The 14,451-nt window shown below is 60.8% G+C and carries 14 protein-coding genes; 4 read left to right on the top strand and 10 right to left on the bottom strand.

Features of this window, described 5'->3' with window-relative positions; genetic code table 11:
• Nucleotides 1–4 precede the first annotated feature (4 nt).
• The 6 genes from AKV04_RS09150 to AKV04_RS09125 all read right to left on the bottom strand — a co-directional run bounded on the left by AKV04_RS09150 (nucleotide 5) and on the right by AKV04_RS09125 (nucleotide 6,324).
• Nucleotides 5–982: an alpha/beta fold hydrolase gene (locus tag AKV04_RS09150; protein ID WP_082351574.1), complete on the bottom strand. Its 978-nt coding sequence runs from the start codon at nucleotides 980–982 to the stop codon at nucleotides 5–7.
• Nucleotides 957–1,874, bottom strand: a complete 918-nt coding sequence (gene metA, locus AKV04_RS09145; protein WP_054006139.1) for a homoserine O-acetyltransferase MetA — start codon at nucleotides 1,872–1,874, stop codon at nucleotides 957–959. The genes AKV04_RS09150 and metA overlap by 26 nt, the downstream gene beginning before the upstream one ends.
• A gap of 25 nt (nucleotides 1,875–1,899) precedes the next feature.
• On the bottom strand, nucleotides 1,900–2,784 hold the full coding sequence (locus tag AKV04_RS09140) for an ATPase (protein ID WP_054006138.1): 885 nt from the start codon (nucleotides 2,782–2,784) through the stop codon (nucleotides 1,900–1,902).
• 112 nt (nucleotides 2,785–2,896) lie between these two features.
• Nucleotides 2,897–3,997 (bottom strand): OmpP1/FadL family transporter, encoded by a 1,101-nt coding sequence (locus tag AKV04_RS09135; RefSeq protein ID WP_054006137.1) that lies wholly within the window; start codon nucleotides 3,995–3,997, stop codon nucleotides 2,897–2,899.
• A gap of 126 nt (nucleotides 3,998–4,123) precedes the next feature.
• On the bottom strand, nucleotides 4,124–5,032 hold the full coding sequence (locus AKV04_RS09130; protein WP_054006136.1) for a DMT family transporter: 909 nt from the start codon (nucleotides 5,030–5,032) through the stop codon (nucleotides 4,124–4,126).
• A complete protein-coding gene (locus AKV04_RS09125; RefSeq protein WP_082351573.1) occupies nucleotides 5,029–6,324 on the bottom strand; it encodes an MFS transporter in 1,296 nt (431 codons plus the stop codon). The genes AKV04_RS09130 and AKV04_RS09125 overlap by 4 nt, the downstream gene beginning before the upstream one ends.
• 143 nt (nucleotides 6,325–6,467) lie before the next feature.
• On the opposite strand from AKV04_RS09125, the gene AKV04_RS09120 reads away from it, so the two are divergent.
• Nucleotides 6,468–7,067 (top strand): nitroreductase family protein, encoded by a 600-nt coding sequence (locus AKV04_RS09120; protein WP_054006135.1) that lies wholly within the window; start codon nucleotides 6,468–6,470, stop codon nucleotides 7,065–7,067.
• 163 nt (nucleotides 7,068–7,230) lie between these two features.
• Here the strand turns inward: AKV04_RS09120 and AKV04_RS09115 are convergent, their stop codons facing one another.
• On the bottom strand, nucleotides 7,231–7,509 hold the full coding sequence (locus AKV04_RS09115; protein WP_054006134.1) for a putative quinol monooxygenase: 279 nt from the start codon (nucleotides 7,507–7,509) through the stop codon (nucleotides 7,231–7,233).
• Nucleotides 7,506–9,062 carry a glutamine-hydrolyzing GMP synthase gene (guaA, locus tag AKV04_RS09110; protein ID WP_054006133.1) on the bottom strand — a complete coding sequence of 519 codons (1,557 nt, stop codon included), beginning with the start codon at nucleotides 9,060–9,062 and terminating at the stop codon, nucleotides 7,506–7,508. The genes AKV04_RS09115 and guaA overlap by 4 nt, the downstream gene beginning before the upstream one ends.
• Nucleotides 9,063–9,333: 271 nt before the next feature.
• Between guaA and AKV04_RS09105 the strand changes: the two genes are divergently transcribed.
• Nucleotides 9,334–10,884 (top strand): trimethylamine methyltransferase family protein, encoded by a 1,551-nt coding sequence (locus AKV04_RS09105; RefSeq protein WP_054006188.1) that lies wholly within the window; start codon nucleotides 9,334–9,336, stop codon nucleotides 10,882–10,884.
• Nucleotides 10,885–10,974: 90 nt separating this feature from the next.
• On the opposite strand, the gene AKV04_RS09100 is transcribed toward AKV04_RS09105, so the two are convergent.
• Nucleotides 10,975–11,262 (bottom strand): DUF6477 family protein, encoded by a 288-nt coding sequence (locus AKV04_RS09100; protein ID WP_054006132.1) that lies wholly within the window; start codon nucleotides 11,260–11,262, stop codon nucleotides 10,975–10,977.
• A gap of 222 nt (nucleotides 11,263–11,484) precedes the next feature.
• On the opposite strand from AKV04_RS09100, the gene AKV04_RS09095 reads away from it, so the two are divergent.
• On the top strand, nucleotides 11,485–12,597 hold the full coding sequence (locus AKV04_RS09095) for a DUF6456 domain-containing protein (protein WP_054006187.1): 1,113 nt from the start codon (nucleotides 11,485–11,487) through the stop codon (nucleotides 12,595–12,597).
• A gap of 117 nt (nucleotides 12,598–12,714) precedes the next feature.
• On the opposite strand, the gene AKV04_RS09090 is transcribed toward AKV04_RS09095, so the two are convergent.
• Entirely contained in the window at nucleotides 12,715–13,287 is a 573-nt protein-coding gene (locus AKV04_RS09090) for a LysE family translocator (protein ID WP_054006131.1), read from the bottom strand.
• Nucleotides 13,288–13,479: 192 nt separating this feature from the next.
• Between AKV04_RS09090 and lipA the strand changes: the two genes are divergently transcribed.
• On the top strand, nucleotides 13,480–14,430 hold the full coding sequence (lipA, locus tag AKV04_RS09085) for a lipoyl synthase (protein ID WP_054006130.1): 951 nt from the start codon (nucleotides 13,480–13,482) through the stop codon (nucleotides 14,428–14,430).
• Nucleotides 14,431–14,451 lie beyond the last annotated feature (21 nt).

The following is a 14,451-nucleotide window of genomic DNA, read 5'->3' as shown; positions in this document are numbered from 1 at the left end:
CCCACTATGGCGATTGCGGGCTTGGGCGCAATCCAGAGCGTTCGGCGGCGCGTTCAATCGCCGCTAGTGTCTCAGCGCGATGACTGTAATGCGGCATGTGGCCCGCACCTTCGATCACCGTCAGATGGGCCGATGGCAGGCGTCCAGCCAGCGGTTCGGAATGGATCGCCAGCGGCACGATGGTGTCGGCACTGCCGTGGATCAACTCGATCGGCAGGGTCAATTGCGGGTAGAGCGGCTCTTGCGCGACAATTTCTGGGCGTAGATTGTTCACTTGCGCGAAATTGGCACGCAGCGTGCTGCGGCGCATCGTCAGTTTCGCCGCAATGGCTTTGGCATAGCCGGGCGGCACCGGATCTGGCGCGAAGATGGCGGTGATGGTGGCGTCGAGATAGCTGTCGGGGGTAAACGCCGAGGCCAGCGGCGGGATCAGCGCCGCGCCGATTGTGCTATCGGTCAGGCGGTAGAAGATATCCAAAGCGCCGGGCCACGGCAGCGAGGGGGCCGAGATCAGCACCAAGGCGCGGGGTTTTACGGGGGCGTAAAGCGCCCAAGCCAAGGCGACAGAACCGCCATAGCTTTGGCCGACGATAATGGGATCGTGGACGTTCAACTGTGCGGCGGCGTCCGACAACTGCAGGGCCTGGCCACGCAGAGATTGGTCGGGGATCGGGTCTGACCAACCAAGGCCCGGCCGATCAAAGGCGATGACGCGGTAGGATTTTTCCAGATCGGACGCAAGTGCTACGGTCATGTCACGGGCATTGCCGGATGCGCCGTGGATCAGGATCAGATCGGGGCCTTGGCCTGTGATATAGACATGCACCTGCGCACCGTTCACGGTCAGAAACTGGCCTTCGGGCGGGAATTCGGCGGCAATCGCGGCCTCGCGGGATTGCGCGCGGTACAGCGTCACCGCCGAGACACCGCCCAAAAGGGCCGCCGTTATCAGGATCTTAGCGGCCAATCTCTGCCATGTCATAGGGTGTGCCCTGATAAATCTCGTTGATCCAGTTGCCGTAAAGCAAATGCGCGTGGCTGCGCCAGCGGTTCAACGGAGGTAGGGCAGGATTGTCATTCGGGTAGTAATTATCCGGCACATTGATTGGGGTGCCAGCGGCCACATCGCGGTCATATTCCTGCTTCAGCGTGTCGCTGTCATATTCAAAATGGTTGAAGATATAAAGCGCGCGATGGGCGGGATCCTCGACCAGACAGGGGCCGACCTGATCGCTGCCCAGCAGGGTGCGCAGACCGGGGGCTGCGTCAATCTCGGCCTGTTTCATCTCGGTCCAGCGGCTGACCGGAATGACAAATTCATCTGAGAAGCCGCGCAGGAACGGCGACGTGGGCGCAAGGTTCATGTGCCGGAAACAACCAAACGCCTTGTGATCCAGCATGTGTTTCTTGACGCCATGGAAATGGTTGATCATCGCCATGCCGCCCCAGCAGACGCCGAAGGTGGAGAATACGTTGGTTTGAGTCCAATCCATCACCTCGCAGAGTTCGTCCCAATAGGTGACCTCCTCGAAGGCGAGGTGTTCAATCGGCGCACCCGTGATGATCAAGCCGTCGAATTTTTCATCTTTCACCTCTTGGAACGGGCGATAGAAGGTTTCCATATGCTCGGCGGCGGTGTTTTTAGCTTGGTGTTCGGACATGCGGATCAGTTGCAGATCAATCTGCAATGGGGTCGCGCCGATCAGACGGGCGAATTGGTTCTCGGTCTGGATTTTCTTCGGCATCAGGTTCAAAAGCCCGATGCGCAGCGGGCGGATTTCCTGCGCTTGCGCCCGCTCGGGCGACATCACCATGACGCCTTCGTTCCGCAGAACGTCATAGGCGGGCAGTGAGGCGGGCAGGGTGATCGGCATGGGTTTATCCTGATAAAGCGGGTAGTTAGGCGTTAGTCTGACGGCGATCAAGGGCCGTTGCGATCATATCATCGAAATCGGCGGGGGTTTTCACCTGGGCCACCTCCTCGGCCGTCACCGTGATGCCCCAGCGCGCCATCGCGGCATAGCGTGGCTGGCGATGATCGAGCAGGCGGGCGTAGCCGAAGCGCAGGAAAGCGTCAGGATCGACTTCAGTCGAGGATTTGCCTTCTTTGGCAAGGTATTCGGCCCAAAGTTCGGTCAGAAAATCCGGGCGGTAATACATCGGTTTTGGGCTGCGATCAAAGCGGCGGGCGAGTTCGGCTTTATGGGCGTCGGAGCCTTTGATCCAGACCAGAAGCTGGTTATCCGCCAAGGCCCGCATCACCGGATCGGCGGGGTTTTCGGCATCGACCACCTCGCAGATCGAGCCTGAGGTGTCGCAGATAAAGTTCTGATAGCCATAGATATCTTCCGCGCGCTCGACAAAGCGCGGTACGTCCAACATGGCCGAGATTTCGGCCTGTGCATGTTCGGCCTGACGGCGCTGATATTCCTCAAACGCGATGCCACCGCGCGCCGGATCACCAGGCTTGCCGAGATAGGTCGAGAGCGGGGCCAAGTTGTTGAAGGTGATGTTCGAGGCGATATAGACCGAATCCGACATCAACAGTTCGCGCAGCAGCGGCACTTTCATCGCCTCGCGCTTGAAGTTGTCGGCGATGAATTCGTTCATATAGCGCGTGCCGATGCGGTAATCGACCGAGTAGTGAAACCAGCCGCCATCGCCCGCTTGCCCCGCGTCGCGCAGCATGTTCGAGAGATAGGTTTTGCCCAGGCCCGACATGCCAAACAGCAGCACCCGCTTTTGCTCGGCTGCGCGAAACATTTGTCCTGAGGTGTAAATCATCGCGCCCTCCGCTGGCTTGGCACGGCTTTGTTACAGGCGCAGGCCGGGAGGGGGAAGCGAAAATCAAAGCGGCCCCGCAAGCACTGCGGGGCCGCAAAGTCAAAGTCTCAGATCAGAACGCGTAGGAAATCCGCATGCCGACACCGATCGCCGAATTGTCCGAGAAATTCGACGCCGCAGTGACATCATTCAGCGAGGTCTGCGCATCACCGATGCGGATATAGGACACACCGCCCGAGATTTTCAGCTTGCTTGCGGTGGTATAGGCGGCCCCGATGGTGATGCTGGTTTTGCCATCATGCGGCCCAAGGTTGGAGGCAAACCCCCCGACCTGATCTTCAAAGCCAATCGAGACTGAGCCGGACCAGTTTTCGTTAAACCGACGGCCAACGCCCAAAGTATAGGTCACGGTATCCGAGTCATAAGACACCAGCGGCGACGGGGCTGGATAGCCTGCGGGGTCGATCACGAAAGCTGACCAATCCACCCAACGCACCGAGCCGAACACCAGCGTATCCTTGGCGACACCTGACTGGAATTCGAGGTTCACGCTTTGCGGCGAATCCACCGAGGTCGTGCCCGCCACATCCACGCCACCGGTCAGCAGGCTGGATTCCACCGTGTTGAAATCATGGGTGATTTTCGAGTTATAGGTCAGCGCCACCCGCAAGGCGATCTCTGGTTTTTCATAGGCCACACCGACCAGATAGCCAAGCCCGCTCGACTGATCGGAGTCGACCTTATAGCTTGCCACGAAAGGCACCGAGGCCTTGGCATCCATCAGCTCATAGCGCAGACCGCCGAAAATGCTGATGTTGTTGTCAGTTTTATATTTCAGCACCGTGGTCAGCGCGGTCGTATTCAGTTCCGCCGTGGAGCCTTGGGCAAAGTAATTGGTGCCGGTCGGATAGCTGACTTTCGCGCCGAATGGCTGGTCGAAAATCACGCCCAGATCCCAATGCTCATTCAGCTTGGTTTTCACCGCCATGCCGATCTGATTGTATCCACCCGCCATATCGCCGGAAGAAAACCCGCCCAAAACCGCCACAGCCGTGCCAGAGACATCCGGCGAGACATGGCCGAAGCTGAGTTCAACATAATCGCCTTCCTCAAAGATTGAGGCGATGCTTTGGCCCGAGCGATCAACCCCCCCCGCCTGTGCCAGCGTGGTGCTCATTGCCAATGCGCCAAGCGCGGTGATGATATGCTTCATGGTCTACTCCCCGTAACCGATGCTGCATCTTGGCATGTCCCAACTTTTCCGTGGGTTAATGCGTCTGATGCGGTGATATGTCACGCTAAGCGGAAGCCAGCGCGACGGTCAATCAATGACGCGGCGTCACACGGTTGTGATTGGCTCGATGTGACCTTTGGGTCGGATTTCAGCCCGGATGTTCAACCAAATGCCTGCAAAAATCACCGCGGCGCCAAGGATGACGTAGGGGTCAAGCGGCTCGGCATAAACCAAGGCGCCCACCACGGCGATCAGTGGCAGGCGTAGGAAATCCAGTGGCATGACGTAAGAGGCCGGGGCGAGTTTCAGCGCTGCCGTGATGCAGTAATGCGCGGTCACACCAGCAAGGCCGATCACGCAGAGCCACGGCATTGTGGCGGCGGTGGGCAGATGGAAAATGCCATCTGAAAGCGCTGCGGCAAGACCGAAGAAGAACTGCATCAGCGTTAGCCAGAACAGGATGCAGAGGATCGAGATACCCTTGGTCAGTTTTTTGGTGACCACATTGGTGGTGGCAAAGCAGAAGGCCGAGCCAGCGGCGGCCAGCACGCCGGGGTTCAGATGCGCCAGATCCGGGCGCGCCACGATCAGCACGCCGACAAAGCCCAAAGTGGCGGCGATCAGGCGGATCTTGGTCAGCCGCTCGCCCAGCAGCAGGGCGGCCAGCAGCACCACCCACAAGGGCGAGGTGAACTCGATGGCGAAAAGCTGCGCCAAGGGGATCATCGTCAGCGCCCAGAACCACAGGTTTTGCCCGGTGAAATGGATGACGTTGCGCAGGGCATGGCCGCCGAGATTGCGGGCGGTGATCTCATGCAGCTTGCCGGTGGCCGCGGCCAATGCCAGCACCAGCACAAAGCCCACGGCTGAGCGCACCGTCATGATCTCAAAACTGTCGTGACGCGGGCCAATCTGTTTGGCGGCAATCGCCATCGCCGAGAACGCCAGAATCGAGCCGATCATCCAGAGTGCTGCGCGGATCGCGGGCGAGTTTGGGGCTTTGGGCAGGTTCATTGGCTGACCTGTGAGGTCATCGAATGGGGCTGGAGCGTTTCTCTGTCAGGCTCGATCCCATCCAGACGGTCGGCTTTGCGCAGGGCCGGGAACATCCAGGCCCAAGAGCCGGTGACGATCATGGTGCCGATGCCGCCGAACACCGCCGCCCCGACCGGGCCGAGAAAGCGCGAGACGACGCCGGATTCGAATTCGCCGAGCTCATTAGAGCCCGAGATGAACAGACCTGATACCGACGACACCCGGCCGCGCATGTGATCCGGTGTGACGATCTGCACCAAAGTTTGCCGGACATAGACCGAGATCATGTCCGCAGCCCCCAGCACCGCCAAAGCGCCCACCGAGAGATACATATTCTGCGACAGCCCAAACACCACCGTCGCCAGACCAAACGCGCCCACCGCCCAAAACATCCTGATCCCGGCGCGGCGCTTCAAGGGCCAGCGCGCCAAGGCCAGTGCCACCAGCACCGCGCCGATGGCCGGGCCAGAGCGCAGAATGCCAAAGCCCTCGGGCCCGACATGCAGAATATCGCTGGCAAAGGCGGGCAGTAGCGCTGTTGCCCCGCCCAGCAGCACCGCGAACAGATCCAGCGAGATCGCGCCGAACACGATCTTGTTGTGGAAGGTGTAGGCGAGGCCCTCTTTGATCTGCGTCCATTGGCTACCCGGTTGACGTTCGGGTGTGGTGTTGGCGCGCATCAATAGCAGGATCGCCACGCCAGCGACGTATAGCGCCGCCGTGGTGGCATAGGCGGCGGCGGTGGACATCGCGCACAGCATCCCACCCAGCCACGGCCCAATGATCACAGCCCCTTGCCAGCTGAGCGATTTCAGCGAGATCGCCTGCGGCATGTCGGATTTCGGCACCAGCATTGGCACCAAAGCCGTGGCTGCCGGGGAGAGGAAGGCGCGCGCGGCACCGAACAAAGCCGCGATGGTGAAGATGGCGGTGAAACCGGGTTCAGGGTGCAGGGCCAGCGCCACGAGGCCCAAAACACCCGCGGTTTCGGTCAGTAGCGCCAGCATCACGATCATCCGACGCGAATAGCGATCCGCCAGCGACCCGGCCCACAGGGTCAGCACGAACAGCGGCAGAAATTGGCACAGGCCGACCATGCCGACCAGAAAGGCGCTTTCCTCAATCGACAAGGTGGCGCGGCCAAGGCTGTAAATCTGCCAACCGATGGTCACGGCCTCAACCTGCGCCGCGATATTCACCAAGGCCATGCCGCCCCAGAACAGGCCGAAATCGCGGTGACGGAACAGAAAATTTTGGGACAGCGCACGCATGGCGCAAGGCTTAGCGCTATCAGCGGCGCTTTGCCAGAGATCGATTTGCGTGCATTTAGGCACAACAGCTATGCATTCCGCGCCCTTGCTGCAAGCGCCTGCGACGTTATGTCTGGGGTAGTTTATCTGAAAATGGACCCGTTATGACCGCTCATTCCGCCATCAAAAACCCCCGCACCGCCGATCATCCGATCCATGCGCAATTCACCAGCCGATTTTCGCCGCGTGGTTTTACCGCCAAGACCTTGACCGAGGTCGAGCTGCTGCCCTTGTTTGAAGCGGCACGTTGGGCGCCGTCGTCCAGCAACCATCAGCCTTGGCGCTTTGCTTACGGGCTGCGCGGTGATGCAGCTTTCGGCAAGATCGCCGAGTCCTTGGTGCCGTTCAACCGCTCATGGGCCGAAAAAGCCGCCGCTTTGATTGCGGTGGCGTCGCGCACGACGGTTGAGAAGGATGGTAAAGACCTGCCCAATTCGGCGCATAGCTTTGATGCGGGTACCGCTTGGGGTTACCTCGCGTTGCAGGCGCATCATGTGGGGCTGGTGGCGCATGCGATGGGCGGGTTCGAAGCCGATGTGTTGGCCAAGAACCTGAACCTGCCCGAGGGCTATGTGCTGCATGCTGTGGTCGCGGTCGGTGAGCATGGCGATATCGAGAAATTGCCGGAAGTTCTGCAAGCGCGCGAAGTGCCGAATGGTCGACTGCCGCTGTCGCAGATCGTGGCGCATGGCGGATTTGTTTGACCTGTAAACAGGTGCCGTCGCGCGGGGCATCGAGCCCCTTGCGACGGCGCTGCCGGGGATTGGTTCTGTGATGATGTGCCGCAGAATCGGGCGAAGGGGGGCCAGCCCACCAGCTAAAGCTCCCCCCCGGGATATTTATGCCAATGTGAAATTGGACGGCGGTTTAGTCGCCAATCGCCTCGACGCGGAAATCGCGCAGGATGTTGCGGGTGGCGGTGAACCACTCGGACGCGCGGGTGCGCGCCTGATGGGCGTTGAAATCATCCTGGGTGCGGAAGGTTTCCATCACCTCCCAGACCATCGGGTCATCGGTTGGAGTGACTTCAAACGACAAACAGCCCGGCTCGGCACGGGAAAGCTGCGTGTGCAACGCAACATGGGCCTGCACGGCGGCGGCTTCCTCCGCCGTGACACAGACCAGATGTCCACGCAGCCGGATCATTCGAGTTCAATCGTGCCGGGCGGCTTGGAGGTGATATCATAGAACACCCGGTTAACGCCTTTGACCTCGTTGATGATGCGGGTCATGGTTTCGCCCAAGAAATCATGGGTGAACGGATAGGTGTCGGCGGTCATGCCATCGACACTTGTCACCGCGCGCAGCGCCAAAGCGTAGTCATAGGTGCGCCCGTCGCCCATCACGCCGACGGTTTTCATCGGCAGGATGGCGGCGAAGGCTTGCCAGATTTCGTCATAGAGGCCGTGTTTGCGGATCTGGTCGATATAGACCGCATCGGCTTGGCGCAGGATATCCAGCTTTTCGACTGTGATCTCACCCGGGCAGCGGATCGCGAGGCCAGGGCCGGGGAAGGGGTGGCGGCCGATGAAGCTGGCGGGCAGGCCTAGTTCACGACCCAAAGCGCGGACTTCGTCTTTAAACAATTCGCGCAGGGGTTCGACGAGTTTCAGGCCCATCTTTTCCGGCAAGCCGCCGACGTTGTGATGGCTTTTGATGGTGACCGAGGGGCCACCGGAGAAGCTGACCGACTCGATCACATCGGGGTAAAGCGTGCCTTGAGCAAGGAACTCTGCGCCTTCAATGCCATTGGCGTATTTCTGGAACACGTCGATGAACAGACCGCCGATGATCTTGCGCTTGGTTTCGGGGTCGGAGACGCCGTCCAGCTTGCCCAAGAACAGCTCGGATTCGTCGGCATGGATCAGGTTCAGGTTGTAATTGTCGCGGAACATCGCGACGACCTGCTCGGCCTCACCTAGACGCAGCAGACCATGATCGACAAACACGCAGGTCAGTTGATCGCCGATGGCTTCGTGGATCAGGATCGCGGTGACAGAACTATCAACGCCGCCCGACAGCGCGCAGATCACCTTTTTGTCGCCGACTTGCGCGCGGATCGCGGCGATGGCTTGTTCGCGGTAAAGCCCCATCGTCCAATCGCCGGTAAAGCCTGCCAGCTTCACGAAATTCTCGTAGAGCTTCGCACCCTTCGGGGTGTGATGCACCTCGGGGTGGAACTGCACCGCGTAGAAGTGGCGGGCAGGGTCGGCGGTGACGGCGAAGGGGGCGTTGGGCGAGGTGCCGTAGACCAGGAAGCCGGGGGCGATTTTTGAGACGTGATCGCCGTGGCTCATCCAGACTTGCTCGCGTCCATCTGCAAACCAGCCATCCAGGATCGACAGCTTATCCGTGGTGGGGGTCACAAAGGCGCGGCCAAATTCGGCGGTGCCGTGGCCATTTTCGACCAAACCGCCCAACTGCTGCATCATCGTCTGTTGGCCGTAGCAGATGCCTAAGACGGGCACGCCGAAAGACCAGAGCGCTTCGGGCGCGCGGGGCGAGCCTGCGCGGGTCACCGAATCCGGGCCACCCGACAGGATCACCGCTTTGGGTGCAAAGCTTTTGAGGAACGCGTCATCGACCTTATTGTAGGGGTGGATTTCGCAATAAACGTTCAACTCGCGCAGGCGGCGCGCAATCAGTTGCGTGACCTGAGAGCCGAAGTCGATGATGAGAAGGCGATCATGTTGTGTCATGGCCTCGGGTAGCCGGATGCGTGGAGAATCGCAAGATCGGTTGGCGGGATTTTCGTGCGCAAACGCGGAAAGGGGGCCTTTCAGCCCCCCTCGGCGTGCCGCCTCACCCCCTTGAGGATATTTGAGCACAGAGGATGGGCTTAAGTCGTTTCCAGAGTGGCAACATGTCGGTTTCGTCGCTTATGCGGCGTATTCGATGGGCGGGGGCTGGCGCGTTCACGGCATAAGAGCCAAAACAATGCCGCGCGGGCGGCTGGGGATGGAGATTGCGATGAGCGATGTGGCAGAAGCTGGTGGTCGGCGGGTGCGGGGCGGTGGCGGGGCGACACGTCGGGCCGAGCGCACGGCAGTCTCGTTCGAGACTGCGAAATTCATCCAGCGCAACATCCCGAACTTTGAGATTCTGAACGAGGAGGCGCTGCAGATCATCGAATACAACGCGGAAACCGTGTTGGAAGAGATCGGCGTTAACTTTGTCGAAAACGAAGCGGCACTGGTGCGTTGGCGCGAAGCGGGCGCGGATGTGCGCGGCGAGCGGGTGCATATTCCGCGCGGGTTGGCGCGCAAGCTGTGCTCCACCGCCCCGAAAACCTTCACCCAATACGCCCGTAACCCCGAGCGCAATGTCGAAGTCGGTGGCCGCAATCTGGTGCTGGCCCCGGTCTATGGCCCGCCCTTCGTGCGCGATATCGAAGGCGGGCGGCGCTATGCCACCATCGCGGATTTTGAGAAATTCGTGAAGCTGGGCTATATGTCGAAATGGCTGCACCACTCAGGCGGCACGGTTTGTGAGCCGACCGATGTGCCGGTGAACAAGCGCCACTTGGACATGTTGCGTGCGCATATGGTGTTGTCGGACAAGCCTTATATGGGCTCGGTGACGGAACCTTCGCGGGCTGCGGATTCGGTTGAAATGTCTAAGCTGCTGTTCGGCGCGGATTTTGTCGATCAGAACACGGTGATGACCTCGTTGATCAACATCAACAGCCCGATGACCTTTGACGGCATCATGATGGGGGCTTTGGAGGTTTACGCCAAGAACAACCAAGCCTCGATCGTCTCGCCGTTTATTGTTGGTGGGGCTATGGCTCCGGTGACGGTGGCGGGGACGCTGACGCAGGTGTTGGCGGAGATTTTGGCCGGGGTGTCGTATTCCCAGTTGGTGCGGCCCGGTTCGCCGGTGATCGCGGGGGCGTTTGTGACCTCAATTGATATGAACTCGGGGGCTCCGACCTTTGGCACCCCGGAAGCCGCCCACATCACCTATGGTGTCGGGCAACTGGTACGTCGTTTGAACCTGCCGTATCGCTCGGGTGGTTCGTTCTGTGGCTCAAAACTACCGGATGCGCAGGCGGCTTATGAGACCGCAAACAGCCTGAACATGGCGCTGCTGGCGGGGGTGAACTTCATGCTGCACGCTTGCGGTTGGCTGGAGGGCGGTCTGGTCAGCTCTTACGAGAAATTCGTGATGGACGCCGATCAGTTGGGCACTTTGCACCATCTGGCGCAGGGCGTGATGATGGACACCAACGGGCAGGCGATGGACGCGATCCGCGAAGTGGGGCCGGGGGGGCATTATTTGGGCTGCGAACATACCCAAGCCAACTTCAAAACCGCGTTCTGGCGTTCGGATCTGCTGGATTACAAGCCGTTTGAGACTTGGGCCGAAGAAGGTGCGCGCGACACGCAGACCTTGGCGGCGGAGCGAGTGAAGAAGATGCTCGGCGATTATGTAGCGCCTGCGATTGACGAGGGCGTGCGCGAGAGCATCGACGAATATGTGGCCAAGAAGAAAGCCTCGATGCCGGATGCGTTCATGTAATCTGGCCGAAGACATCAGTTTAACGAGTGCTCTGGTATGAGTGGTGACAGGCCCGCAGCGATGCGGGCCTTTTGCTGTTTGGTAGGCGGCCTAAATGGCTTTCGGCGCGCGCGGCAGCAGCCGCACTTCGGCGATCAGCGCAATCAGCACCTCAATGTGACGCGCGACCGAATAGCTCGCCTCACCGCTGACCCGAATGTCCTCCAGCCGTTCCTCCTCGGCCAACAACCGCGTCACCGCGCGTTCGGGCGAGGGGGTGCTGTCGACCAAGCGCTTCAGATCACGGTCGCGGCGATAATCCAGCACGCCACAGCGGGCAGCACGGATCAACATGCGTGGGCGCTTCAGGGTTTCAAGCAGGGCGCGGAAATCGGTCATTCTAGGAAGCCTCCATGAGTGGTGGAGCCTGCATAGCACGGCACAACTGGGCGTTGCGCAAAGCCGAGTTGCAGCGCACGGGAGCTTCCGAGATTGTTTAAGATTTATAAACAATTATCGGCAACAGCTCAGAAATTAACGATTGGGTAATCAATGCCTTCCACGCTTGTTAACGTTTCGGCAAGGTTTGATCAGGAAGGCGCTGCGGCGCGGCAAAACAAGATGCAAAGCAATCTCTCCCCCCTGCAGTGCTTGCCCGGATGGCTGCCAGACGCCGTGCGGCTATACCTGGATCATACCGAAGATGGTCAATCTTATCGCGCCCTTGCGCGACGTGAGGGTCGACATGCCTCGACCGTGATGCGCGCGGTGCGCCGCTATGAGACCCGGCGCGATGACCCTTTGCTGGATGAGGCGTTGGCCGCCCTGACCAGTGCCCCCGCGCCACGCTTGCCCCCGATCAATAAGGATGACGACATCATGACCGCCCCTTTGCGCCCGCAGAACATTGTTGCCGATGAAGCGACAATCACGTCAGAGGGCAAACGTATTTTACGCCGTCTGGTTGAACCGGGGGCGGTGCTGGCCTTCGCGCCGGATATGGAAAAAGCCGTGGTGATGCGCGAGTTTCCCGATGGCCACACCGCGCGGACGGCGGTGGTGGAGCGGGTGATCGCGCAGGCTTTCGCGCTGAAGGATTGGATTTCCTGCCGCAAGCCGGGACGGGTGGCGACTTATGAGATCAGCTCGGTCGGGCGGGCGGCGCTGAAGCGGATGGTGGATGATGATGCGCGCGCGGGCGGCTTCGCCGAGGCGCAGACGGCGTTTGGCGGTCAACACCGGGAGTGGAACTCGCGTGTCGTCAGTGAGGACGCTGGCCCGCGCCGCATCCGCTATAATCTCGCCGAAAGTCCGGTGGCGGTGCTGGGGCGCAGGCGCGACAAGGACGGCAAGCTGTATCTTGAACCTGAACTAGTGGTGGCCGCCGAACGGCTGCGCGAGGATTTTGAGCTTGCCCAGATGGGGCCGCGGGTGGCGCAGAACTGGGAGCGGTTTTTGACCGGAGCCGACCGGGGCAGTTTCCGCGCCGAGGCTGGCATCGCCGAGGGGCCGCGCGCCGCACGCGACCGGGTGGCAGCGGCGTTGCGTGATCTGGGGCCGGGTTTGGGCGATGTGGCGTTGCGGGTCTGCTGTTTTCTTGAAGGCATCGAAACGGCCGAGCAGCGCCTGGGTTGGTCGGCGCGCTCCGGCAAGGTGGTGCTGCGCATTGCCTTGCAGCGGCTGGGCAAACATTTTCAGGAAACCTACGGGCGCTCAGGGCCGCTGATTGGGTGAGCGGCGACCCCGGCTTTGCCGGGGGAAAAACCCTCCGGTGGAGGGTTCTTAGTCGCGAACGGGCGCGCAAGACTGCGCGCCCCGGCGGCCGAACGCCTCACCCCGCGCGACGTCGCCTTAAGCTCCCAACCCCTTTGCCAGCAGCGTCAGCGACACCACGCTCAACCACACCGAAGCCCCACGCCGAATCCACAGCATCGCACCGCCGTCGCTACCCGACACGCCGCCCATCCACGCGCCAAACCCCGCCCAAGCAGCCGCCACACCCACCACCAAAACCGAAAACAGCGCCAGATGGCTGCCAAGTGCATCCGGCGAGGGCAGCAAAACCAGCCCGAAAATCAAGGCCTTGGGATTAAGCATGGTGGTGGTGAACACCAAAGCCGCACTGACCCGCTGCGTGCCCCTCTGCACGGTCTGCGGCAACCACAGCTTGATCGCCAGCCACGCCACCCACAGCCCAGCCGCAATCGCCACCAAGGCCCGCGCGCGCGGTGCATCGTGCAAAACCGCAACGCCGACCAACGCCAACGGCACCACCATGACCAGATAGCCTGCCAGCTCTGCCGGAATCAGCCGCAAAGCAGACCGCCAGCCGCGCTCGGCTCCGGCCAGAAACAGCAAGGTGTTGGTCGGGCCCGGCGTGATCAGCAGCACGAGGATGGCGAGGGTGAGGTCTATCATGGTCATGGGTTTCCTTAGCGCGGTGAAGGTAACGCGCCCATGACCCAGATCAACCGCAAATGAAACCGAGCGGCAGCTTCAGACCCCCCTCAGCCCTGACCCTTGTTACACCTGCATAGACCTGCGGCCGGAACGCCGTTGCCAAGCCCTGTCAGGCAGACTATTTAGAGTGGATCACCGTTTCAGGGGGAAAAACCGTTGCGCGACCTCAAGCTGCCGGATCAACGTCACCCCGAAAAGGCGCATAAGCCCGACAATGCGCAGCCGAAAAAGCCCGATTGGATTCGCGTCCGCGCGCCAACCTCGGAAGGCTACAAGAAAACCCGCGACATACTGCGCGAGAAAAAGCTGGTGACGGTTTGCGAAGAAGCCGGCTGCCCGAATGTGGGGGAGTGCTGGTCCCAAGGCCACGCCACCATGATGATCATGGGCGAGATTTGCACCCGCGGCTGTTCGTTCTGCAACATCGCCACCGGCAAGCCCAACAACCTTGATGCGTTCGAGCCGGGCCGCGTCGCCCATGCCGTGGCTGAACTGGGCCTGAACCATGTGGTGATCACCTCCGTGGACCGCGACGATCTGGACGATGGCGGCGCCGAGCATTTCGCGCAGACCATCCGCGCCATCCGCCACCGCGCCCCCGGCACCACGATCGAAATTCTGACGCCAGATTTCCTAAAATGCCCGCCGTCGGCGCTGGAAAAGGTCGTCGAGGCCCGCCCGGATGTGTTCAATCACAACCTTGAAACCGTCCCCGGCCTCTATCCCACCGTCCGCCCCGGCGCGCGCTATTTCCATTCGTTGCGGCTGTTGCAGAAGGTCAAAGAACTCGACCCGACGCTGTTCACCAAATCCGGCATCATGGTGGGCCTCGGCGAAGACCGCCAAGGCGTGCATCAGGTGATGGACGACATGCGCGCGGCCGATGTCGATTTCCTGACCATCGGGCAATACCTGCAACCGACTCCGAAACACCACCGGGTAGATCGGTTTGTGACGCCGGACGAGTTCAAAAGCTATGAGCAAACCGCGTTTGGCAAAGGCTTCCTGATGGTGTCGGCCACGCCCTTGACCCGCTCCAGCTACCACGCCGGCGACGATTTCGCCCGGCTGCGGGAAGCAAGGCTGCAGAAATTGGGGCGCGCGTAAGGCTTAAGGGGGGGGCCTCAG

It is taken from the genome of Cypionkella psychrotolerans, assembly GCF_001294535.1.
GTDB classification, from domain to species: domain Bacteria; phylum Pseudomonadota; class Alphaproteobacteria; order Rhodobacterales; family Rhodobacteraceae; genus Cypionkella; species Cypionkella psychrotolerans.
The sequence above is the reverse complement of the archived record's forward strand: the minus strand, read 5'-3'. Positions and strand labels throughout refer to the sequence as shown.